Annotated in this window: 22 protein-coding genes and 1 riboswitch; of the genes, 16 read left to right on the top strand and 6 right to left on the bottom strand. The window is 71.3% G+C overall.

Translation table 11 applies throughout. From position 1 onward, the window contains the following. The first annotated feature begins 123 nt into the window (after nucleotides 1-123). Nucleotides 124-945: an inositol monophosphatase family protein gene (locus CLV67_RS17550; RefSeq protein ID WP_106319588.1), complete on the top strand. Its 822-nt coding sequence runs from the start codon at nucleotides 124-126 to the stop codon at nucleotides 943-945. 20 nt (nucleotides 946-965) lie between these two features. Here the strand turns inward: CLV67_RS17550 and CLV67_RS17545 are convergent, their stop codons facing one another. Next, nucleotides 966-1520: a LytR C-terminal domain-containing protein gene (locus tag CLV67_RS17545; RefSeq protein WP_106319586.1), complete on the bottom strand. Its 555-nt coding sequence runs from the start codon at nucleotides 1518-1520 to the stop codon at nucleotides 966-968. 346 nt (nucleotides 1521-1866) lie between these two features. Here CLV67_RS17545 and CLV67_RS17540 point away from each other — a divergent pair, with 346 nt between their 5' ends. Further along, the gene (locus tag CLV67_RS17540) at nucleotides 1867-2163 is read left to right on the top strand and encodes a DUF4193 domain-containing protein (RefSeq protein ID WP_014446959.1); all 297 of its coding nucleotides are present in this window, start codon (nucleotides 1867-1869) and stop codon (nucleotides 2161-2163) included. Nucleotides 2164-2344: 181 nt separating this feature from the next. Further along, nucleotides 2345-3154 (top strand): hypothetical protein, encoded by an 810-nt coding sequence (locus CLV67_RS17535; protein ID WP_239165954.1) that lies wholly within the window; start codon nucleotides 2345-2347, stop codon nucleotides 3152-3154. Here the strand turns inward: CLV67_RS17535 and CLV67_RS17530 are convergent. Beyond that, on the bottom strand, nucleotides 3120-3617 hold the full coding sequence (locus CLV67_RS17530; protein WP_106319585.1) for a DUF3093 domain-containing protein: 498 nt from the start codon (nucleotides 3615-3617) through the stop codon (nucleotides 3120-3122). The two genes, CLV67_RS17535 and CLV67_RS17530, sit on opposite strands and share 35 nt — an antisense overlap. Nucleotides 3618-3705: 88 nt before the next feature. Here CLV67_RS17530 and dut point away from each other — a divergent pair, with 88 nt between their 5' ends. The 4 genes from dut to CLV67_RS17510 all read left to right on the top strand — a co-directional run bounded on the left by dut (nucleotide 3706) and on the right by CLV67_RS17510 (nucleotide 6131). Continuing rightward, nucleotides 3706-4158: a dUTP diphosphatase gene (dut, locus tag CLV67_RS17525; protein WP_106319583.1), complete on the top strand. Its 453-nt coding sequence runs from the start codon at nucleotides 3706-3708 to the stop codon at nucleotides 4156-4158. A 26-nt stretch (nucleotides 4159-4184) separates the two neighbouring features. After that, nucleotides 4185-4856 carry a DUF3710 domain-containing protein gene (locus CLV67_RS17520; RefSeq protein WP_106319581.1) on the top strand — a complete coding sequence of 224 codons (672 nt, stop codon included), beginning with the start codon at nucleotides 4185-4187 and terminating at the stop codon, nucleotides 4854-4856. A gap of 88 nt (nucleotides 4857-4944) precedes the next feature. After that, nucleotides 4945-5322: an OB-fold nucleic acid binding domain-containing protein gene (locus tag CLV67_RS17515; RefSeq protein WP_106319579.1), complete on the top strand. Its 378-nt coding sequence runs from the start codon at nucleotides 4945-4947 to the stop codon at nucleotides 5320-5322. Further along, nucleotides 5319-6131, top strand: coding sequence for a DUF3159 domain-containing protein (locus CLV67_RS17510; protein WP_106319577.1), 813 nt, complete (start codon nucleotides 5319-5321; stop codon nucleotides 6129-6131). The genes CLV67_RS17515 and CLV67_RS17510 overlap by 4 nt, the downstream gene beginning before the upstream one ends. Here the strand turns inward: CLV67_RS17510 and CLV67_RS17505 are convergent. Both CLV67_RS17505 and CLV67_RS17500 read right to left on the bottom strand, forming a co-directional pair. Continuing rightward, nucleotides 6099-6785, bottom strand: a complete 687-nt coding sequence (locus CLV67_RS17505; RefSeq protein ID WP_170153914.1) for a potassium channel family protein — start codon at nucleotides 6783-6785, stop codon at nucleotides 6099-6101. The genes CLV67_RS17510 and CLV67_RS17505 overlap by 33 nt on opposite strands. Then, complete coding sequence (locus tag CLV67_RS17500; RefSeq protein ID WP_106319573.1) at nucleotides 6782-7447, bottom strand: potassium channel family protein; 666 nt, start codon at nucleotides 7445-7447, stop codon at nucleotides 6782-6784. The genes CLV67_RS17505 and CLV67_RS17500 overlap by 4 nt, the downstream gene beginning before the upstream one ends. A gap of 195 nt (nucleotides 7448-7642) precedes the next feature. Between CLV67_RS17500 and CLV67_RS17495 the strand changes: the two genes are divergently transcribed. Together CLV67_RS17495 and CLV67_RS17490 are read left to right on the top strand one after the other, a co-directional pair. After that, entirely contained in the window at nucleotides 7643-9664 is a 2022-nt protein-coding gene (locus tag CLV67_RS17495; protein ID WP_239165953.1) for an APC family permease, read from the top strand. Continuing rightward, nucleotides 9661-10998, top strand: coding sequence for a class I SAM-dependent RNA methyltransferase (locus tag CLV67_RS17490; protein ID WP_106319569.1), 1338 nt, complete (start codon nucleotides 9661-9663; stop codon nucleotides 10996-10998). Before CLV67_RS17495 ends, CLV67_RS17490 begins: the two co-directional genes overlap by 4 nt. On the opposite strand, the gene CLV67_RS17485 is transcribed toward CLV67_RS17490, so the two are convergent. Further along, nucleotides 10956-11351 (bottom strand): MerR family transcriptional regulator, encoded by a 396-nt coding sequence (locus tag CLV67_RS17485; RefSeq protein ID WP_106319567.1) that lies wholly within the window; start codon nucleotides 11349-11351, stop codon nucleotides 10956-10958. The two genes, CLV67_RS17490 and CLV67_RS17485, sit on opposite strands and share 43 nt — an antisense overlap. A gap of 57 nt (nucleotides 11352-11408) precedes the next feature. Between CLV67_RS17485 and CLV67_RS17480 the strand changes: the two genes are divergently transcribed. Beyond that, complete coding sequence (locus tag CLV67_RS17480; RefSeq protein WP_106319565.1) at nucleotides 11409-12482, top strand: alkene reductase; 1074 nt, start codon at nucleotides 11409-11411, stop codon at nucleotides 12480-12482. Nucleotides 12483-12528: 46 nt separating this feature from the next. On the opposite strand, the gene CLV67_RS17475 is transcribed toward CLV67_RS17480, so the two are convergent. Next, complete coding sequence (locus CLV67_RS17475) at nucleotides 12529-13389, bottom strand: bifunctional 5,10-methylenetetrahydrofolate dehydrogenase/5,10-methenyltetrahydrofolate cyclohydrolase (protein WP_106319563.1); 861 nt, start codon at nucleotides 13387-13389, stop codon at nucleotides 12529-12531. 13 nt (nucleotides 13390-13402) lie between these two features. Beyond that, nucleotides 13403-13485, bottom strand: a riboswitch (ZMP/ZTP riboswitch). A gap of 83 nt (nucleotides 13486-13568) precedes the next feature. Here CLV67_RS17475 and dxs point away from each other — a divergent pair. The 6 genes from dxs (at nucleotide 13569) to CLV67_RS17445 (ending at nucleotide 21544) form a co-directional block, all read left to right on the top strand. Beyond that, on the top strand, nucleotides 13569-15539 hold the full coding sequence (gene dxs / locus CLV67_RS17470; RefSeq protein WP_170153906.1) for a 1-deoxy-D-xylulose-5-phosphate synthase: 1971 nt from the start codon (nucleotides 13569-13571) through the stop codon (nucleotides 15537-15539). Between the two features lie 41 nt (nucleotides 15540-15580). Then, nucleotides 15581-16897, top strand: coding sequence for an outer membrane protein assembly factor BamB family protein (locus CLV67_RS17465; protein ID WP_106319559.1), 1317 nt, complete (start codon nucleotides 15581-15583; stop codon nucleotides 16895-16897). A 19-nt stretch (nucleotides 16898-16916) separates the two neighbouring features. Then, nucleotides 16917-18275: an outer membrane protein assembly factor BamB family protein gene (locus tag CLV67_RS17460; RefSeq protein WP_170153905.1), complete on the top strand. Its 1359-nt coding sequence runs from the start codon at nucleotides 16917-16919 to the stop codon at nucleotides 18273-18275. 10 nt (nucleotides 18276-18285) lie between these two features. Continuing rightward, the gene (locus tag CLV67_RS17455) at nucleotides 18286-19593 is read left to right on the top strand and encodes an outer membrane protein assembly factor BamB family protein (protein WP_170153904.1); all 1308 of its coding nucleotides are present in this window, start codon (nucleotides 18286-18288) and stop codon (nucleotides 19591-19593) included. 62 nt (nucleotides 19594-19655) lie between these two features. Beyond that, a complete protein-coding gene (locus CLV67_RS17450) occupies nucleotides 19656-20330 on the top strand; it encodes a response regulator transcription factor (protein WP_106319553.1) in 675 nt (224 codons plus the stop codon). Further along, on the top strand, nucleotides 20327-21544 hold the full coding sequence (locus tag CLV67_RS17445; RefSeq protein ID WP_106319551.1) for a sensor histidine kinase: 1218 nt from the start codon (nucleotides 20327-20329) through the stop codon (nucleotides 21542-21544). The genes CLV67_RS17450 and CLV67_RS17445 overlap by 4 nt, the downstream gene beginning before the upstream one ends. The last annotated feature ends 10 nt before the right edge of the window (nucleotides 21545-21554 follow it).

Raw genomic sequence — 21554 nt, 5'->3', positions numbered from 1 at the left:
GTGGGCAGGGGTGAATTGTAGCGCCGCTTACCGAGATCCTCCGCCCACAGCACGCCGCCGGGGCCCGACGACCTCGTCAGAGACGCCTGACGCGAGAATGCTATCGGCGGAAAGGACCCATACGTGAGCGAGATTCCGGTGGTATCGACACCCGGCGAGCTGTTGTCCGTGGCGGTGCGGATCGCGCGGGAGGCGGCCGTGACGGCCCGCAGGATGCGGGACGAGGCGATCGGCGACGTCCAGACCAAGAGCACCGACACCGACGTGGTCACCGCGGCCGACAAGGCCGTCGAGCGGCAGGTGGTGGAGGCGTTGAAGGCGGAGAGACCCGGCGACGGCGTGCTGGGCGAGGAGTACGGCGACTCGCTGAGCGTCGAGCCCGGCGCGGTGAGGTGGATCCTCGACCCGATCGACGGCACGGTGAACTACCTGTACGGCCTGCCGCAGTACGCGGTCTCGCTGGCCGCCGAGCGCGACGGCGAGGTGGTGGCCGGAGTGGTGATCAACGCGGCCACCGGCGACGAGTGGACGGCCACCCGGGGCGGCGGCGCATGGCGTGCCGGGCGGCGCCTCGGCGGGTCCGAGCGGACCACCCTGGACCAGTCGCTGGTGGGCACCGGGTTCGGTTACGACCCGCGGCGGCGGGAACATCAGGGCCGGGTTTTCGCCGCATTGATCACCCGTGTGCGTGACATCCGCAGATTCGGCGCGGCGGCTCTGGACCTCTGCCTGACCGCGGAGGGCTCACTCGACGCCTATTTCGAGAAGGGTCTCAACCTCTGGGATCACGCCGCCGGCGGCCTGATCGCCACGGAGGCGGGCCTGACCGTCGCGGGGTTGTCCGGGGAGCCGGCCGGCGGCCGGATGCTCGTAGCGGCCCCACCGGCGCTGTTCGCGCCCCTGCACGACGCCCTGGTCGAGCTGGACGCGGCCGGCGGGCCGTGAGCCCGGCGGCCGCGCGGAGCTCACTCCGTATCGGGCTCGGTGGTCTCGGTGACCGGCTTGAGGCAGGCGCCCGGCGGGAGGGTGGGCTCACCCTCGGCGCCCAGCGACTGGTTCACCTCGGTGGTCGTGGCGAGCTGCTGGAACTGGTTGCCGATGATGATGTCCACGACGTCGCCCTTGCGCTTGGCGTTGTAGACCATCGTCGACCTGGCCAGGAAGTACGCCCGCAGGAGCTGGGCCTTGCCGACGGTGTCCGGGCCGTAGCGGATCTCGGCGACACCGTCGACGCGGGTCTTGGTCTTGCCCGGCTTCTCGACCACGAAGCGGCGGTTGGCGAACTCGTTGCTCACCTGCTCGGCCACGTCCGACTTGTTGGTCCCGTTGTAGACCTTGATCTTCACCTGAGCGGGGTCGTTCGGGAGCCGGATGTCGGCGAGCGGAGCCCCGGCCGGGCAGTCGCTGCCGTTCGTGCTGCCGCGCTGCGTGTCCCGGACGAGGGTGACGACGACGAAGACAATAGCGGCCACGGCGAGCACACCTACGACGACCAGCGCTCGGACGCGGGCAAAGCTCATGGGTCGGCTCCAGGATCGGGGGACGGACCCGGGTAAGGTGCCCGGACCTGTCGAGAGGTTAACGTCTGTCCGCCAGGGGCGCGGAAACAGGGAATGCCTACGGCGCGTTGACGATGATCCAGAGGCTGGTGCACCTACTTTGATGTCGCCTCGGTCACATCGGGAACAATGTGCCGCCGGAGTGCGTACAAGCCTGCCGCGACAGCGGTAGTGTTCCGCGCCCACCGGGGCAGTTTCTGAAGTCCGAAACGGGTGTCAGAAATCGGCCGGCGGAACCGGGAACCGAAACACTGCCAATGGCGTTACAAACGCCAAGTGACACATCGATACAGGAGAGTGAAGACCGATGGCCACCGACTACGACGCCCCGCGTCGCGATGAGGTCGACCTCGGCGAGGACAGCCTTGAGGAGCTCAAGGCGCGCCGCGCCGACTCGCAGTCGGGCGCAGTGGACGTCGACGAGGTCGAGGTGGCGGAGAGCTTCGAGCTTCCCGGCGCCGACCTGGCCGACGAGGAGCTCACCGTCAAGGTGCTGCCGATGCAGACCGACGAGTTCCGCTGTTCCCGCTGCTTCCTCGTCCACCACCGCAGCCAGCTGGCGACGGAACGCAACGGGGAGCTGATCTGCCGCGAGTGCGCGTGAGCGCACTCGCGCGCAGCGCCCTGGCGCAACCGCGCGGAGCGCGCCTGTCACCCGATCGCGGAACCGCGGTCGGGCGTACGGCGTTCACGGGGGCTTGACAGGTTCACGGGGGGTTTGACAGGGGGTTTGACCCTGGGGCGTGACCGGGCACTACCCGGTGACGACCATGGGAAGGACGACGATGAACCAGCCGGATCGCGCGCCCGAGCCCGGGACCGAGATCGTGCCCGCCACCGCCACCAGTCCGGAGGAGGTGGGCCGGACCGTCGCGGCGCTCACCGCGGACGATCTCGCACCCGGCGGCCGCCGGCGGATTCTCGGCCGTCTCGCGGGCGAGATCCGTGGCCGTGGCGTCGGCCGGCTGTTCCGGCCCGGTGCGGCCCTGCGGTGGGTCGCCGACCTGGTGACCGACGTGGCCCCGCATGTGCCCGTCCGTGATCGGGAGACGCTGCGCCGGCACTTCCCCGGCCTGGACGACACGGAGCTGGCTGAGCGCCTGATCCGCAACGCCGCCCGGGCGACGGCGGGGGTCGGTGCTGCCGGTGGTGGCGTCGCCGCGGTCGAGTGGGTCGCGACGCCGACGCTGCTCTCCGCGCCCGTGCTGCTGGCCACCGAGACGGTCGCGGTGGTCGCGATCGAGATCAAGCTGATCGGCGAGCTGCACGAGATCTACGGCCGGCCGATCACCGGCACCGTCACGGAGCGCGCGGTCAGGCTGGTCGAGGCGTGGTCCGGCCGGCGTGGCGTCAACCCGCTCGTGCCCGGGGTGGGGGTTGCGGCCGTTCTCGGCACCACGACCCGCAAGGAGCTGCAGAAATCGCTGATGAAGCGGTTCGGGCGCAATCTGACCTCGCTGGGCCCGATGCTGACCGGGGCGGCCGTCGCCGGTTACCTCAACCGGCGGGCCACGCTGCAGGTCGGCGAAAGCGTCCACAAGGACCTGCGCGGACAGGCGCTCACGACGCCCGATCGGCCCGCGCTCGGCGACTGACCTCCAGCAGGGCGGTCGCCAGCTCCACCGGGCGCCGGGTGCTCACCACCCAGAACGGGGTGGGGTCGTCCGGGTCGTCGATCAGCACCTGCACGGCCGTGCCGATCCAGGCCCGCTGCACCACGAAGGCCAGCGGGTGCGCGCCGACGCCGAGCGCCTCCCGCTTGCCGGCCGCGTCGAGGGCCACCACGCCCGAGACGAACTCCACCGGCAGCCGGGCGTCGTCGGCCCGGAACTCGTCCGCCGTGACCTCCACCCGCCAGCGGCCCAGCGGGACCAGGCCCAGCACGCTCAGCGGGACCAGGACCGCGTACGGCACCCAGATCGGCAGCTCGGGAAGGCCCAGCATGAGTTCGGTGGCCAGGATGCCGCCGGCCAGCAGCGCGGCTGGCCAGGCCCACCACGGGACGCTCAGCCGTTCCTGATGGGCCGCCACGGTGCGGGCCGGGGACTCGGGTGTCACCCTCGAAGGGTACGGCGCGCCTCCGTTGCGGGGCGCGGCAGGATGGCAGGGTAGGTGCCGCCCGTACCCCAGTGAAGGAACACCCGCCGTGACCGATGTGATCGTCCAGGTCCTCCGGATCGACCCGGATCTTCCACTTCCGGCGTACGCCCATCCGGGTGATGCCGGCGCCGACCTGGTCGCCGCGGAGGAGGCGGAGATCGCCCCCGGCGCCCGCGTCAAGATCCGTACCGGGGTGGCGATCGCTCTTCCGGAGGGCTTCGTGGGCCTGGTCCACCCGCGCTCCGGGTTGGCGGCGCGACTGGGGGTGACGGTCCTCAACGCGCCCGGTACGGTCGACGCCGGATACCGCGGTGAGATCCTGGTGAACCTGATCAATCACGATCGGGAGAACACCGTCAAGATCTCCCGGGGCGACCGGATCGCCCAGCTCGTGATCCAGCGTGTCGAGCGGGCGGCGTTCCACGTCGTGGACGCCCTCGACGACAGCGCGCGCGGTGCGGGCGGACACGGTTCCACCGGCGGCCACCAGGCCCTCTGAGCTTGAAGAACGAAAGGCTGACAGAGATGTTCTCCCGTAAGCGCGGCGAAGCGAAGCACGTCCGTTCGGCGGACGCGCCGCCGTCCAAGGCGCTCGCCGACAGCCTCGCCTCCGACGGGTTGCCGCCGGCGCCCGAGTTCGGCCCGTGGGACGCCAGGCAGGCACCGGACGGGGTGCAGCTGCTCGATCTGGGCAGCCTGCGGATCCCGGCGATCGAGGGCGTCGAGGTGCGGGTGCAGGCCAACCCGGACGGCGGTGTCGAGCAGGTCGTCCTGGTCGACGGGGAGAGCGCCCTGCAGCTGGGTGTCTTCGCCGCGCCGCGTACCGAGGGCATCTGGAGCGAGGTGCGGGCCGAGATTGCCGGGGCGATGGCCGCGGACGGGGTCAGCGCGCGCGAGGTCGACGGCCGGTACGGCGTGGAGCTGCTGGCCCGGGTGAACACCCCGGACGGTCCGGCCGACGTCCGGTTCGTCGGCGTGGACGGGCCGCGCTGGATGGTCCGGGCGCTCTATCAGGGCGCGGCGGCCGCCGACCCGTCGCGGGAGGGCGTGCTCGGCGACGTGCTGTCCGGTCTCGTGGTGGTCCGCGACAACGAGCCCCGTCCGGTGCGCGAGCCGCTGCCGATGCGCCTGCCGCGGGAGATGGCCGAGCAGGGCCAGGCCGCGCAGGAGGCCGCGAACGGCAACCAGCCGGGGTGAGCTAGATCACCGGGGCGCTTCGGGCGTAGCGTGGTCGCCGGAGACACGCGCACACTGCGTCGCGTCGACGAAGGGTGACGGCGAAGTCATGACGACTGAAGAGCGCACCGGATTCCGCCGGTTCCTGAACCGGCTCACGGCGACCGACTCCGAGCTCGACGCCGAGGAGTTGCAGCGGGACAGCGCCAAGTGCGGCGCCGTCCCGGCCGGCGACTGCAGGCGAGGACAGGTCGTTTCGGTGTCGGGGCGGCTGCGCACGGTGGCGTACACTCCTCGGACCAACCTGCCTACGCTTGAGGCCGACCTCTACGACGGCAGTGACGTGGTCACGCTGGTCTTCCTGGGACGTCGGTCCATCGCCGGCATCGAACCGGGGCGTCAGCTCACCGCGCGAGGCCGGATCGCGGTCCGTGACGATCGCAAGGTGATCTACAACCCCTACTACGAGCTGGAGGCGCCCCGGTGACGTCCGGAAGCGAGCCGCGTCACGTCGCGCACGAGTCGGTCGAGGAGCGGCTCGGTGAGCTCGTCGGGGAGGCCGAGGAGAAGATCGCCGCGGAGATCATCGCGGAGCAGGATCTGCACCCGGTCACCAAGAGCCGGCCCGACGACGAGGACGAGCTCCCGTCGATGAGCGAGCAGATCGCCGAACAGCTCGGCGGTGTGCGCGGTCTGATCGAGTCGAGCGTCCCCGTCCTCGCCTTCGTGCTCCTCAACGTGCTGCTCAGCCTCGAGGCCCTGGGCCTCGAGAAGCGAGAGGCGCTGCTCTGGGCGATCATCGGCTCGGTCGGCTCGGCGCTGGCCATCGGCGGTGTCCGGCTGGCCCGGCGGCAGCCGGTCCGGCATGCGGTGAACGGGCTCTTCGGCATCGCGCTCGGCGCCTGGCTCGCGTGGCGTACCGGCGATGCCAAGAATTTCTATCTTCCCGGCATCCTGCTCACCTTCGGCCAGGCCGCGGTGCTGCTGGTCTCGGTGGCGTTCCGCAAGCCGCTCATCGGGTACGCCTGGGGCATCATGGCGAACAAGGGCAAGCAGGACTGGTTCGCCAACAGCCGGCTGTTCCGCACCTTCCAGTGGCTGACCGTGCTGTGGGCGGTCTCCCTCTCGGTGCGCGCCGGCATCCAGTTCGTGCTCTATCTGATGGGCGAGGCCAACGCGATCGGCATCGTGCGGATCCTGGTCAGCTGGCCCATCTACGCCGCCACCTTCGCCTACACGGTGTGGGCCATCCACCGGGTGACGTCAGCCCAGCGGCGGGAGACCGCTGTCGCCTAGCACCACGGCCCGGACCTGCTCCTCGACCTCGGCGGTGCACACGAAGATCAGCTCGTCGCCGGACTCCAGCGGGTCGTCCGGCGTGGGCACCAGGACCCGTTTGCCGCGCAGGATCGCGACCAGGGCGGAGTCGCGCGGCATCGGCACCGAGCGGACCGGCTTGCCCTCGTAGGGCGCGTTCTTCGGCAGGGTGATCTCGACCAGGTTCGCCTCGCCCTGCCGGAAGGTCATCAGCCGGACCAGGTCGCCGACCGTCACCGCCTCCTCGACCAGGGCGGCCATCAGGCGGGGCTTGCTCACCGCGACGTCGACACCCCACTGCTCGGTGAAGAGCCACTCGTTCTCGGCGCGGTTCACCCGGGCCACCACGCGGGGGACCGCGAACTCGGTCTTGGCCAGCAGCGACACCACCAGATTGGCCTTGTCGTCGCCGGTGGCCGCGACCACCACGTCGCAGCCGGCCAGGTCGGCCTCCTCGAGGCTGCTCAGCTCGCAGGCGTCGGCGAGCACCCAGCGGGCCTCGGGCACCCGCTCGGGGCAGAGCTGACGCGGGTGGCGTTCGATCAGCATGACCTCGTGCCCGTTGCCGATCAGCTCACTTGCGATCGACCGGCCCACGTTGCCGGCCCCGGCGATGGCGATGCGCACGGTCAGTTCCCTTCCTTGTCAGCGCCCTGGGCGACGTCCAGCACCTGTTCCACGGTCTCGTCGGTGACCAGCATGTAGACCTGGTCGCCGTCCTGCAGCACGGTCGACGGCTGGGCCAGGGTGCCCATGCCGAACCGGGCCAGGTAGGCGACGCGGGCGCCGGTCCTGTCCTCCAGCGACTTGACGGTCTGCCCGATCCAGTCACGGTGCAGGGGCGTCTCCACGATGCTGACCACGCTCGTCGGGTCGCGGAACACCTCTACGCGGTCCTCGGGCACCAGGAACCGGTACATCCGGTCGGCGGCCCATCGGATCGTGGCGATCGTCGGGATGCCCAGCCGCTCGTAGACCTGCGCGCGCCGCGAGTCGTAGATCCGGGCCACCACGCGGGAGACGCCGAACGTCTCGCGGGCCAGCCGGGCCGAGATGATGTTGGAGTTGTCGCCGCTGGAGACCGCGGCGAAGGCGTCGGCCCGCTCGACCCCGGCAGCCCGCAGCACGTCCCGGTCGAAGCCGATGCCGTTCACCGTGATGCCGCCGAAGTTGTCACCGAGCCGCCGGAACGCGTCGGCGTCCCGGTCGATCACCACGACCTGATGTCCCTGCGCGTCGAGCTTCTGCGCCAGCGTCGAACCGAGCCGGCCGCACCCCATGATGACCACGTGCACGGTTCGTGCCCTCCCGAGTCTGTACCGACCACTGAGGTTTGCTCAGGACCCACCTAGACTTATGCCTAGCTGGACCTTGGCGATCCGGTCTCCACCGTCCTGAACAAACCTCACCGTGAGCCTCCCATGCCGTGCGCGCGGACGGTGTCCGGGGCGGGGCACGCGGCCGGCGGTGCGCCCGTACGCTTGGCACTCGTGGCAAGTACCACCTCTCTCGCCAAACGGCTGCTGCTCGGCAGACCGTTCCGTTCCGACAAGCTGCAACACACGCTGCTGCCGAAGCGGATCGCCCTGCCGGTCTTCGCGAGCGACGCGCTGTCCAGCGTGGCGTACGCGCCCGACGAGATCCTGCTGACCCTCTCGATCGCCGGCGCCGGCGCCTACCTGTACTCGCCCTGGGTGACGCTCGCGGTCGCGGTGGTCATGGTGACGGTGGTGGCCAGCTATCGGCAGAACGTGCACGCCTATCCGTCCGGCGGCGGCGACTACGAGGTGGCCACGGTCAACCTCGGGTCGAAGGCCGGGCTCGGTGTGGCCAGCGCCCTGCTGGTCGACTACATCCTCACGGTGGCCGTGTCGATCTCGTCCGGGGTGAGCAACCTGGGCTCGGTCATACCCTGGGTGGCCACCCACAAGGTCATCATCGCCATCATCGCGATCGTTCTGCTCAGCGCGCTCAACCTGCGCGGCCTGCGGGAGTCGGGCGCGGCTTTCGCCGTACCCACGTATCTCTTCATCGTCGTGATCGTCGGGATGATCCTCACCGGGCTGTTCCGGGTGCTCGTGCTCGGTGACGACCTGCGGGCGCCCAGCGCCGGCCTGACAATCATCGCCGAGGACGAGTTCACCCAGGCCGGGTTCGCGTTCCTGCTGTTGCGGACGTTCTCGTCCGGGTGTGCGGCGCTGACCGGTGTCGAGGCGATCTCCAACGGCGTGCCCGCGTTCAAGAAGCCGAAGAGCCGGAACGCGGCGATCACGCTGATGCTGCTGGGTGGCCTCTCGATCGTGATGCTGTACGGCATCATCCTGCTGGCCCAGGCCACGCACCTGAAGTTCGTCGAGAACCCGACGCTGCAGATCGTCCCGAACGCGGCGTCCGAGGGTTACGTCCAGAAGACGGTCACCACGCAGCTGGCCGAGACGGTCTTCGGTAGCGGGTCGTTCCTGCTCTACGTGGTCGGCGCGGTGACCGCGCTGATCCTGTTCCTGGCCGCGAACACCGCCTTCAACGGCTTCCCGGTGCTCGGCTCGATCCTGGCCCAGGATCGATACCTGCCACGCCAGCTGCACACCCGCGGTGACCGGCTGGCCTTCAGCAACGGCATCCTGTTCCTGGCGGTCGCCGCCATGGTGCTGATCGTGGCCTTCGAGGCCGAGGTCACCCGGCTGATCCAGCTCTACATCGTGGGCGTGTTCGTGTCGTTCACGCTCTCCCAGCTCGGGATGATCCTGCACTGGAACCGGCTGCTGCGCACCCAGCGTGACCCGGTCCGGCGGCGGCAGATGATCCGGTCCCGGGCGATCAACACGTTCGGCATGATCCTCACCGGCGCCGTGCTGATCGTCGTGCTGATCACCAAGTTCCTGCTCGGCGCGTGGATCGCGATCGCCGCCATGATCGTCATCTACGGGCTGATGGTGGCCATCCACCGGCACTACACCCGGGTCGCCGAGGAGCTCAAGCCCACCGACGAGCGGCCCGTCCTGCCGTCCCGCAATCACGCGATCGTGCTGGTCAGCAAGGTGCACCAGCCGACACTGCGGGCGATCGCCTACGCGCAGGCGACCCGGCCGGACACCCTCACCGCGGTCACCGTGAACGTCGACGACAACGACACCCGGTCCATCCAGGCCGAGTGGGAGCGGCGGCAGCTACCGGTGCCGCTCACGGTGGTCGACTCGCCGTACCGCGAAATCACCCGCCCGATCCTGGACTTCGTGAAGAACACCCGCCGAGCCTCACCGCGCGACGTGGTCACGGTCTTCGTCCCGGAGTACGTGGTCGGCCGATGGTGGGAGAATCTGCTGCACAACCAGAGTGCTCTGCGGATCAAGGGCCGCCTGCTCTTCGAGAACGGCGTGATGGTCGTCAGTGTGCCCTGGCAGCTGCGGTCCAGCCAGGACCGCGATCTCGAACGCCTCGACCGGGTGCTGAGCCGAGCACCCGCCCGCGGACCGCGTAACCAGCCCGGCCAGGATGACGGAGACCAGCCATGACGGCCCCTGCCGAGCTCACCGAGGAATTGATAGAGGGCGACCGGGTCGAGGTCGTCGTCGGCGCACCCGCGCACGGCGGGCACTGCGTCGCCCGGATCGGCGGTCCGCACGGGCGGGTCGTCTTCGTCCGGCACGCGCTGCCTGGCGAGCGGGTCACCGTCGAGATCACCGAACTGCACCGGGGCTATCTGCGGGGCGATGCCGTGGAGATCCACGAGCACAGTCCGGACCGGGTCACCCCGCCGTGTCCCCACGCCCGTCCCGGCGCCTGCGGCGGCTGCGATCTCCAGCACGCCTCCGGGGATGCACAGCTGCGGTGGAAGACCGAGGTGGTCCGGGAACAGCTCACCCGCCTGGCCGGCCTGACTCGAGAGGATCAGGAGCAGATCTTCGTACGGGTGGAAGCACTCCCGCCGCCGCCCGACGGCCCCGGCCTGCCCGCGGACGACCGTGACGAAGCGGCCCGGTTGCTCGGATGGCGCAGCCGGATCCGGTACGCGATCGACGCCGCCGGACGGCCCGGTCTGCTGCAGCACCGGTCGCACCAGGTCGTGCCGATCGACCGCTGCCGGATCGCCCACCGCTCGATCCAGGACCTGGACGTGCTGGCCAACGACTGGCCCAACATCGACGCCCTTCAAGCGGTCGCCTCCACCGGCGGCGACGTCGTCGTGCTGGGGCGTCCGTCGGGCTCGTCCGGCCCGGCCTCCGGCGACGACCTCACCGAGGCGCCGGAGAGCGGCCCCATGGTGCGCCTCTCCGGACCGCCCGAGGTGATCGAGCTGGCCGCCGGACACGCGTGGCGACTCCCGCCGCAGGGGTTCTGGCAGGTCCATCCGGCGGCGCCGGACACCCTGGTCGCCGCGGTCCTGGACATGTTGCGCCCGGTCGAGGGCGAGACCGCCTGGGACCTCTACGGTGGCGCCGGGCTGTTCGCGGCCGCGGTCGGGGAACGTACCGGAGCCCGGGTGACCGTCGTGGAGTCCTCGTCGACCGGGGTGGCCGCGGCACGTACCAACCTCGCCGGTCTGCCACGGGCCGACGTGGTCGAGGCACGGGTCGAGGTCGCGCTGGCCCGGCGGCGGATCACGGCGCCGGTCGACCTGGTGGTGCTCGACCCGCCCCGCGCCGGCGCCGGTGCCCGGGTGGTCAAGGCTCTGGCGGCGGCCCGGCCCCGGGCGATCGCCTACGTGGCGTGTGACCCGGCGGCCCTGGCCCGTGACCTGAAGACGTTCCGGTCGGAGGGCTGGCGCGTCGAGCGGCTACGGGCCTTCGACTGCTTCCCGATGACTCAGCACGTGGAGTGCGTGGCGCTGCTGGTGCCGGCGGCCTGAAGGGCGTGGTGCTCGGCTGCGACCGCCATCAGGCGGTCCAGGGTGTCCCGGGTCTGGATCAGGTCGTCGATGTGCTGGGAGAGCCGGGCGCGTTCCTGCAGCATGCGCTCCATGGCGGCGTCGGAGTTCTCCCGGCTCGGGGAGTCGACGCAGGGCAGCAGTTCGGCGATGGTGCGGCTGGAGAGCCCGGCCGCATAGAGGCGCTGGACGAACCGGACCCGTTCGACCTCGGCGTCACCGTAGAGCCGCTGGCCGCGCGGGCTGCGGACACTGGTCAGCAGGCCCTGCTCCTCGTAATAGCGGACCGAGCGGACGCTGACGCCCGCCCGTGCGGCCAAATCGCCGATGCGCATCTCTGTGGCCTCCCTAACCTTGCCTCTGACGTCAATGTCAGCTTCTAGCGTAGCCGCATGACGAATCTCTTCAGCGGGTTCCCGCTCGGCGGTCTGTCCCTGCCCAACCGGATCGTGATGGCGCCGATGACCCGGGTCCGCGCGGCCGCCGGTGGTCTTGCCACGCGCTCGATGGCCGCCTACTACGCGCAGCGGGCGACCGCGGGCCTGATCGTGTCCGAGGGCGTGCAGCCGAGTCTCGTCGGACAGTCCAATCCGGGCACCCCCGGCCTGCACACCGCGGCGCAGGTGGAGTCCTGGCGTCCGGTGACCGACGCGGTGCACACCAGCGGCGGGCGGATCTTCGCCCAGCTCATGCACGGTGGCAGGGTGTCGCATCCGGAGACCACCGGGTTGCGGCCGGTCGGTCCGTCGGCGGTGGCCGCGACCGGTGACGTCTTCACCCCCAGCGGTCCGCAGCCGGCGCCGGTGCCCCGGGCTCTGGAGACCGCCGAGGTTCCGGAGCATGCGGCCGCCTACGGCGCGGCGGCGCGGCGGGCGGTCGAGGCCGGGTTCGACGGGGTGGAGCTGCACGGCGCCAACGGGTACCTGATCTCACAGTTCCTGTCGTCGAACGCGAATCTGCGCGACGACAGGTACGGCGGATCGGTGGCGAACCGGATCCGGTTCGCGGTCGAGGCCGTCTCCGCGACGGTGGACGCGATCGGCGCTGCGCGGACCGGGATCCGGCTGTCGCCCGGCGGTGTCTTCTGGGGTGTGGCCGAGTCGGACGTCCCGGAGATGTACGCGGCGCTGCTGCGGGAACTGGCCCGGCTGGAGATCGCCTACGTGCACCTGGAGGCGACCGTGGCGGAGGACGTGCTGCTTGGGCTGCGGCGGGACTGGCCGGGGGTACTGATCATGAACCCGGTCATGCCGATGGGGCCGAAGCAGACCGGGCGGGCGGAGGCCGAGCACTGGCTCGGTCTGGGTGCCGACCTGATCAGTTTCGGACGGGCGTTCCTGGCCAACCCGGACCTGGTCGAGCGGCTACGGATCGGGTTGCCGCTGGCGCCGGTCGAGGAACAGACCTTCTATCAGGGTGGCGACTCGGGATACCTGACCTATCCGGCCTATCAGCACGCCGCCTGAGCCCGGGTGCGGGGACCATGGTCCCCGCACCGGCGGCCGGTCTCGGTCAGGGGTTGGCCCGCTCGGCAGCGGCCACCGCATTGCGGAACAGCATGGCGACCGTGGTGGGGCCCACACCGCCGACGCGGGGGGTGATGGCTCCGGCCACCTCGGCGCAGGATTCCTCGACGTCCGGCAGCAGGCGGCGGCCCTCGTAGCGGACACCGGCGCCGATCACCACGGAACCGGGCTTGACGTGCTCGGGCTTGACGATGCCGGGGACGCCCACGGCGGCGATCAGGATGTCGGCGCGCTGGGCGTACCGCGGCCAGTCCTTGACCCCCGTGTGCACCACGGTGACGGCGGCGTTGGCGGTGGGCCGCTTCTGCGCCAGCAGCATGGCCAGCGGACGGCCGAGGGTGGCGCCGCGGCCGAGGATGACGACCTCACGGCCGGAGACCTCCACGCCATGGAAGGCGAGCAGCGCCTCGATGCCGGCCGGGGTGCAGGGCAGCGGGCCGGGCAGGCCGACGGCGAGGCGGCCCATGTTGAGCGGGTGCATGCCGTCGACGTCCTTGTCGGGGTCGAGCGTCTGCAGCGCGGCGTCGTAGTCGAGGTGGCCGGGGATCGGGTACTGGATGAGGACGCCGTGCACGTTCTTGTCGTCGTTGTAGCCGGCGATCACCTTGAGCAGGTCGGCCTGGGTCACGTCGCCGCTCAGGTGCTCGTGCGGGGACTCGAAGCCGAGCTCGGCGGCCTGCTTCTGCTTGATCCGGATGTAGCCGGCGCTGGCGTCGTCGTCACCGACCAGGATGGTGGCGAGGCTGGGCTGGACGCCGCGTTCCTTGAGACGTGCGACACGTTCGCGGACGTCGTTGAGGACGGACTCGGCGACCGGGGCGCCAGGAAGAAGACGAGCAGTGGACATGCGTATCTCCTCAGGCGGGAGCCCAGGCGGTCGACTCCTCGTGACTAGCTCCCCGATGGTTCGACCATCCCTGTGCCGCCAGTCGCTGCGTGCTCTCCAGGATGCCGGACGGCCCGTTCCATCGACCAGGCGGGGGTCTCCGGTACGCCGGATGGGGGATGTACCAATTGTGTGGAGGAATGGTGACGGTCCGTTCGCTCAAGTCGCCATCAAGCGCGGCACGGATAGACTCTCCCCTCATGAGTGACTCCCCCTCGACCCCGGCCGGCCTGCTGAGCAGCATCACCGAACCCGGTGATCTCAAGCGACTGACCGCGGAGCAGTTGACCCTGCTCGCGGCCGAGATTCGTGACTTCCTGGTGGCCAAGGTCTCCCGCACCGGCGGCCACCTGGGTCCGAACCTGGGCGTGGTCGAGACGACCCTGGCGCTGCACCGGGTCTTCGACTCCCCACGCGACAAGATCCTTTTCGACACCGGCCATCAGGCCTATGTGCACAAGATCGTGACCGGCCGGCAGGACGGCTTCGACCTGCTCCGCCAGCGGGGCGGCCTCACCGGCTACCCGAGCCGGGCCGAGAGTGAGCACGACCTGATCGAGAACTCGCACGCCTCCACGGCACTGTCCTACGCGGACGGTCTGGCCAAGGCGTTCACCCTCCGCGGTGAGGACCGTCACGTGGTCGCGGTCGTCGGTGACGGCGCGCTGACCGGCGGCATGTGCTGGGAGGCGCTCAACAACATCGCGGCGACACGCAACCGGCTGGTCATCGTGGTCAACGACAACGGCCGGTCGTATGCGCCGACCATCGGCGGCCTCGCCGACCACCTCTCCACGCTGCGCCTCAACCCGGGTTACGAGAAGGTGCTCGACCTGGTCAAGGACGCGCTGGGGCAGACACCGGTGGTGGGCAAGCCGGTGTTCGAGGTGCTGCACGCGGTCAAGCGTGGCATCAAGGACGCGATCAGCCCGCAGCCGATGTTCGAGGACCTCGGCCTGAAGTACATCGGCCCGGTCGACGGCCACGACCAGCAGGCCATGGAGTCGGCGCTGCGGCGGGCCAAGGGCTTCAACGCCCCGGTCATCGTGCACGCGGTCACCCGCAAGGGCTACGGCTACCGCCCCGCCGAGCAGGACGAGGCGGACTGCCTGCACGGTCCGGGCGCGTTCGACCCGCAGACCGGCGCGCTGACCGCCAAGCCGTCGCTGAAGTGGACCAAGGTCTTCTCCGACGAGCTGGTCCGGATCGCCGACGAGCGGCCGGACATCGTCGGCATCACCGCCGCGATGGCCGAGCCGACCGGCATCGCCGCGCTGGCCGAGAAGTACCCCGAGCGGACGTATGACGTGGGCATCGCCGAGCAGCACGCGGCGACCTCCGCGGCCGGCCTGGCCATGGGCGGGCTGCACCCGGTCGTGGCGGTCTACGCGACCTTCCTGAACCGGGCGTTCGACCAGGTCCTGCTGGACGTGGCGATGCACGAGCTGCCGGTCACCTTCGTGCTGGACCGGGCCGGCATCACCGGTCCGGACGGGCCGAGCCACTACGGCATGTGGGACATGAGCGTGTTCGGCGTGGTCCCGGGGCTGCGGATCGCCGCTCCGCGGGACGCCGCGACGCTGCGGGAGGAGCTGCGTGAGGCGGTCGCCGTCGAGGACGGGCCGACGATCCTGCGGTTCCCGACCGGCTCGGTCGCGGCCGACACCCCGGCGATCCGCAGGGTGGGCCAGGTCGACGTGCTCCGTGAGGACTCACGTCAGGACATCCTGTTCGTGGCGGTGGGCTCGTTCGTCGGGCTGGCGCTCGACGCGGCGGAGCGGATCGCCGAGCAGGGTTACGGCGTGACGGTCGTCGACCCGCGCTGGGTGCGTCCCGTGCCGATCGAGCTGACCGGTCTGGCCGCCCAGCACCGGGCCGTGGTGACGCTGGAGGACGGCGTGCGTGCGGGTGGTGTCGGTGACGCGGTGGCGAGCGCGCTGCGCGACGCCGGGGTGGCCACCCCGCTGCGCGACTTCGGCGTGCCGGTCGGCTTCCACCCGCACGGGACCCGCGCCGAGATCCTGGCCTCGCTCGGTCTGACGTCCCAGGACGTGGCCCGGGAGACGACCGAGTGGGTGTCGCGTCTCGCGGAGCCTGACATCCGGGTCTGAGTCACTGGGCAGGATCGTTACGGCAACGTTACCGTTGTCGGATGAGAGCGGACACCGCCGCCGGTCCAGTCGTCATCGACCTGGGCACGAGCCGGGGTGAGCCTTCGGCGTACGACCGGCCGGAGCGAAACTGGGCGCCGCCCTGGTTCGCCCCGGCCGTCGTCGTGCTGCTTCTGCTCTTCACCACCGTCGCCTCGGGCGCGCCGCCCCCGCCCCTGATGGCGGAGCTGATCCGGGTGGAGATCGGCTCCGGTGACCCCTATCTGGTCACCGGGACCGGTCAGCTGGTGGTCCAGTCGGCCGGCCGGCTGTCCGCGTACGACCTCGAGACCGGGGAGCGGCAGTGGCGGGTCGTCCAGCAGGTGCCCACCTACCGGCTGCGGGCCGGTGACGGGCTGCTTTTGCTGCGACCGTGGGGTGCCGGCAGCATCGAGCCCGGCACGACCGCGCTGTCCCTGCGGACCGGCGCCGAGCGCTGGCACAACCAGCGCAGCGTGGTGAGTTTCGACGGCACCGGCCTGATGTTCTCGGTCGAGGGGGTGCGCAGCCAGTCGACCGGCACCGGCCGCCGGGTGGAGCGCATCGTCGAGGCCCTGGACCCGGACGCCGGGCTGTCCCGCTGGCGGGTCGACGTGCCGTCGACGGCCGTGCTGCTCAGCATGCCCGGCCCGGACGGCGGCCCCGCCCGCATGCTGATGGTGCGCGACGACCAGACGGCCCTGCTGCACGACGGACGTACCGGCGCGGTCCTGGCCGAGCGCAGGGTGCCGGCGGCCAACTACGACACCGAGAACCCGCTGCTGGTGGGGGAGGCCCTGCTCCTGCGGCACCCCGGCCCGTCCGGGATAGAGGTGTCGGCGTACGACCCGTTCACGCTGCGGCCGTTGTGGACGGCGCCGGCCGGCAACACCCGGGAGATTCAGCCGTGCGGCCCGCTGGCCTGCCTGATCGGGCTGGACGGGGTGCGGGCCATCGATCCGGCGACCGGTGACGCGCGCTGGCACCGTCCTGGCTGGCGGTCGGTGGAGACGATCGGCGGCCGGCTGATCTCCTACGCGGACGGGCCGGACGCGCCGACGGCGCTGACCGATCCGGCGTCCGGCGGGGTGATCGTCGACCTGACCGGCTGGCAGCCGCTCGGTGGCATCACCGCCGGCGGGGAGGTTCTCGTCGCCAGGGACGGTGGCCCGGACCGGCGTACGATGGTCGCCGTCGCGTCGCCCCGTCTGTCCCGGCCGCGCCTGCTCGGCGAGCTGCCCACCGGCACCGGTGAGTGCCAGTCCGCGCACGGCCGGCTGATCTGCCGGTCGATGTATGGCGAACTGGTCGTCTGGTCCTACCGGACCGAGGCGGCGTGATCCTCGGGAAAGGTGTGGCGTGGCGCTGATCGATCTGGATCTGGACGCCCTGCCCGATCGGCCCGCCGAACGCAGCCCACCGCCCCCGTGGCGTTACCGCCATGCCGGCCTGGCCCTGGTCGTCGCGTTGCTGCTGACCCTCGGCGGTGCCGCGCCGACCGGTGGCACCTTCTGGCGCGAGCTCGGGCTCATCCCGGCCGAGGCCGGCGCCGAGGCGAGCATCCAGATGGCCGGCGGCCGGGTGTTCACGGTCGTCTCGGCCGGCCGGAACCGGCTCCTGACGGCGTGGGGACTGCAGCCGTCGCCGCACCGGCTGTGGAGCGCCGAGGTGCCGATCAGCGCCTCCTTCGACCCGGTGAACGGCGTCTTCGGGGTGGTCCGGGTGGAGCGGATCGACGATCTGCTGCTGCTCAGCGCGGGTCTGTCCAGCACGATCCTCGACCCGGCGACCGGCCGGATCCGGTGGACCACCCCGGCACGGATCACCCCGGTGGCCGGCGGCACGGCGATCGTCACCGAGCGGATCTTCCGGCCCGGCACGCTGTACGACCAGGAGTCCGGCGATCCGGGAATGCTCTACTTCTCGGCCGACGGGCAGCCGCACGTGGAGCCGCCGATCCGGACCGAGGTACGCGGTCTCGACCTGGCCACCGGCGCGGTGCTGTGGAGCGCCGCGCCGGGCGGCTCGGTGACCGCCGAGGCGACCGGTGGAGGTGACGACCGCCCCGCCGTCCTGATCACCGCCTCCGATGCGCTGAGCCTGCACGACGCCCGCACCGGCGCGGTGCTGCGGGAGACCACGCTGCCGCGGGAGGACGGTTACGGGCCGGGCACCAGCGACGTGCTGGACGACGTGGCCCTGATCGGCTATCCGGAGGCCGGGCGGCAGGCCGGCTACGACACCCGGACCCTGGAGCGTCTCTGGATCCGCGACCTCGACCCCGGGCTGGACTCGGCGGACTGTGCCGGGCTGCTCTGTGCCGCCGAACGCGGCGAGGTGCGGGTGCTGGACCGGCGTACCGGGCGGGCGGCCTGGTCGGCGCCCTCCGAGGTGGACCTGGCGGTGCGGTCCGGCTGGGTGGTGATGCGTGAGCCGTCGTCGGGCACCCCGTCGGCGCTGGTGGATCCGGCCACCGGACGGCCGCTGCTGTCGCTGTCCGGCTGGACCGGCGAGGTGGAGGGTTTCGCCTCCCGGGTGCTGCTGCTCCGGCGCGACGACGCGAGCGGCGGGCCGGCCTTCGGGGCGGTGCTGCCGGGGCGGCCCGAGGTACGGGTTCTCGGGGTGGCCGGCGGCAGTGGCGGGGACTGCGGGGGCGACGATCGCTACGTAGTCTGTCGGGATGTCCGAGGGCTGCGCGTCTGGGCCTACCGGGTCTGAGCATCGCATCGTGCGGGACGTCCAGATCGACCTCGGCGAGGTGCCGTCCGGTGAGTCCGGGACCGCACTGCCGCGCGCGCCTGTGCCGTACCGCTGGATTCTCGGGCCCTTGACCCTCCTGCTGGTCGTGATGCTCGGCGGAGGTGGCCCGCCGCCGCAGCCGCCGCCCGCACCCTTTGTCCTGCCGCTGACGCTGGGCGACGGGATCCGGCTCGACGAGAACCGGCTCTACGTGGTCGAACAGGCCGACCCCGTCGGCACCGTGGTCCGCCATCACACCATCAGGGCCTACGACCTGCCCGGGATGGAGCTGCTCGACACCTATCGGGTCGAGGTGACCGGCGACATCCAGCGGATCGCCGACGTCGGCGACGGCCTGCTGATGGTCGGCTTCAGCGACGTGCAGAACGGCGACCCGGGCACGTCGGTGATGCGGCCCGACGACGAGACGCCTGTCTGGACCCGCCCGGTGGACCTGTACGGCATCGCACCGGACCGCAGCGTGCTGCTGGCCTATGAGGGACCGGGGGCGAACCAGCCGGTCTGGCGCGGGATGGATCCGCGGACCGGCGCCGTCCTCTGGTCGATGGAGCCGTCCGAGGTACTGCAGGTCACGATGCCGGTCGAGTCGTTCTGGTCGGGATTCCCGGAGCGGATCTACGCGCTGCGCGCCGACGGGAGGCTGGAGGTACGCAGCGCCCGAACCGGTGTGGTCACCGCGACCACCCGGCCGGCCGGCCCGCTCCGGGACGACACGGCGATCTGGGCGGCCGGCGGTCTGGTGCTGGTCGGGCGGGGAACCGAGGAGACGACCGCCTACGACCAGGAGACGCTCGCCGAGAAATGGCGGCGCCCCGGACCGGTGATGCCCGAGGACGGCTTCCCGCAGGACTGCCGGCCGACGATCTGCATCGCCACGTACGGCGGTGGCGGCTTCAGCGCGGTCGACCCGGCCACCGGGCGCCTGCTCTGGCGTGCCGACGGGTACGACGCCGGCGAGGTCATCGACGGGCACGTCGTCGTCTCCCAGTCCAGCCAGGCCGAGCCCGCGCTGGCTCTGCTCGACCCGAGGAGCGGGACGGTCGTCACGCGGATCCCCGGCTGGGTCAGCGGAGGCCCGGGTCCGGCCCCCGGCACGGCCTGGGTCTATCGCCTCAATCAGCCCGGCTACCAGCTCGCGTACGGGGTCCTCGACCTGGGTGACGGGAAGGTGCGCCTGCTCGGCCGGGCGGAGCGGATCGCCGGCGGCTGCCAGTTCAACACGGCCGTCCTGGTCTGCCGGCGGCTCGATTCGTCGATCGCCGTCTGGCGGCTCTGACGCCACGTGGTTCCCGGTCGGTAACCTGCACCTACGGCCCGGACGGACGGCGGAGGTCAGCGGTGCGTGTGCTGGTGGTGGAAGACGAGCGGGACATGGCCGACGCGATCGCGCGTGGCCTGCGTCGCAAGGGTATGGCGGTGGACGTCGCCTACGACGGCCTCCAGGGGCACGAGATGGCGTACGTGACCCGGTACGACGTGGTCGTGCTCGACCGTGACCTGCCCGGCATGCACGGTGACGACATCTGCGCGGCCCTGGTCGAGTCGGGCGCGCTCACCCGGGTCCTCATGCTGACCGCCAGTTCCTCGGTCGAGGACAAGGTCGAGGGCCTGGAGCTGGGCGCCGACGACTACCTGGCCAAGCCGTTCGACTTCAAGGAGCTGGTGGCCCGCGTGCAGGCGCTGGGCCGGCGGGCCACGCCTGTCGCGCCTCCGGTGCTCACTGTCGGCAACCTGGTTCTCGACCAGTCCCGCCGGGTGGTGACCCGGGGCGGGGCCACGCTCGACCTCACCAACAAGGAGTTCTGCGTCCTGGAGGAGCTGCTCAAGGCCAAGGGCGGGGTGGTCTCCAGCGAGGAGCTGCTGGAACGGGTCTGGGACGCGAACACCGACCCGTTCACCACGACCGTGCGGGTCACCATCAACACGCTGCGCAAGAAGATCGGGGAACCGCCGTTGATCGAGACCGTGGTGGGCGCCGGTTACCGGGTTCCGGAGCCGGTCGTGGCCTCGTGACCGTCTATCCGGGGCTCCGCAGCCGCGGCCTGCGGCTGCACGTGCCACCGACCCTGCGGCTGCGGCTCACCCTGCTCAATGGACTGCTGCTGGTCGGCGCCGGGACGGTGCTGGTGCTGCTGGACTGGCTGCTGATCAGCCAGTCGGTGCAGCCGGTGCCGGCGCTGCGCGAGGGCACGACGGTGACCCTGGCCGACGGCAACGTCCGCGACGCGGCGGCCTGGCAGAGTCAGGTCGTCGAGCAGGCCTCCGACGACCTGCTGTTCCAAGGGTTCGGCGCGCTGGGGCTGGTGGTGATCGTGGGCATCGTCCTGGCCTACGTGGTGACCGGCCGTGCCCTGCGTCCGTTGCGGGACGTCACCCAGACCGCGCAGCGGCTCGGCGAGGAGACCCTGGACCAGCGGATCCGGTACTCGGGCGCGGACGGTGAGGTGGCCGAGCTGGCGCAGACCTTCGACGCGATGCTGGATCGGCTGGCGGCCGCCTTCGAGTCGCAGAAACGGTTCGTCGCGAACGCGTCGCACGAACTGCGCACCCCGCTCGCGGTGATGCGCACCGAGATCGACGTGACACTGAGCGACGACGAGGCCGACGTCGCCGAGTACCGGCGGATGGCCAAGGTGGTCCGCAACGCCTCGGAACGGGCGAACGGGCTGGTCGACGCGCTGCTGGTGCTGGCCCGCTCGGAAGCGCAGTCCGGCCGGCGGCTGGTCCGCAAGGTGCCCGCCGACCTGGCGCTCAGCGTGCAGAACGCGCTGTCGGCGGTGAAGGTCGAAGCCGAGCGGCTGAAACTGGAGGTCACCACGGAACTCGACCCGGCTCCGGTGGTCGGTGACCCGAGCCTGCTGGACCGGCTGGCCGGGAACCTCATCGAGAACGCGATCCGCTACAACCACCTGCTGGGCCGGCTCTGGCTGCGCACCGAGTCGTCCGGCGGCCGGGCCCGGCTGATCGTCGGCAACACCGGTTACGAGGTGGAGCCCGCCGACGTGCCGGGACTGTTCGAACCGTTCCGGCGCGGCGGCTGGGAACGTACCGGATCGAGGGGTTCGGGGCTGGGTCTGTCGATCGTGCGGGCAGTCTGCGACGCGCACGGTGGCACGGTCAGCGCGGTGGCCCAGGAGGGTGGTGGTCTGGAGGTCACGGTGACCCTGCCGGCCGCCGACACGACACCCGTGGTGGCCGCGACGGCGAGCGTCCCCCGCACCAGGTGAGGGGGACGGC

This window comes from Actinoplanes italicus, assembly GCF_003001815.1.
GTDB lineage: Bacteria > Actinomycetota > Actinomycetes > Mycobacteriales > Micromonosporaceae > Actinoplanes > Actinoplanes italicus.
Note: the sequence above shows the minus strand (reverse complement) of the source record. Positions and strands in the feature narration are given on the sequence as shown.

Bases quoted from the DNA above. Each gene is read 5' to 3' on its own strand.
- CLV67_RS17545 (WP_106319586.1), bottom strand. From the start codon at position 1,520: ATGAGCTTTGCCCGCGTCCGAGCGCTGGTCGTCGTAGGTGTGCTCGCC.
- CLV67_RS17540 (WP_014446959.1), top strand. From the start codon at position 1,867: ATGGCCACCGACTACGACGCCCCGCGTCGCGATGAGGTCGACCTCGGC.
- CLV67_RS17535 (WP_239165954.1), top strand. From the start codon at position 2,345: ATGAACCAGCCGGATCGCGCGCCCGAGCCCGGGACCGAGATCGTGCCC.
- CLV67_RS17520 (WP_106319581.1), top strand. From the start codon at position 4,185: ATGTTCTCCCGTAAGCGCGGCGAAGCGAAGCACGTCCGTTCGGCGGAC.
- CLV67_RS17515 (WP_106319579.1), top strand. From the start codon at position 4,945: ATGACGACTGAAGAGCGCACCGGATTCCGCCGGTTCCTGAACCGGCTC.
- CLV67_RS17490 (WP_106319569.1), top strand. From the start codon at position 9,661: ATGACGGCCCCTGCCGAGCTCACCGAGGAATTGATAGAGGGCGACCGG.
- CLV67_RS17485 (WP_106319567.1), bottom strand. From the start codon at position 11,351: ATGCGCATCGGCGATTTGGCCGCACGGGCGGGCGTCAGCGTCCGCTCG.
- CLV67_RS17480 (WP_106319565.1), top strand. From the start codon at position 11,409: ATGACGAATCTCTTCAGCGGGTTCCCGCTCGGCGGTCTGTCCCTGCCC.
- CLV67_RS17475 (WP_106319563.1), bottom strand. From the start codon at position 13,389: ATGTCCACTGCTCGTCTTCTTCCTGGCGCCCCGGTCGCCGAGTCCGTC.
- dxs (WP_170153906.1), top strand. From the start codon at position 13,569: ATGGTGACGGTCCGTTCGCTCAAGTCGCCATCAAGCGCGGCACGGATA.
- CLV67_RS17465 (WP_106319559.1), top strand. From the start codon at position 15,581: ATGAGAGCGGACACCGCCGCCGGTCCAGTCGTCATCGACCTGGGCACG.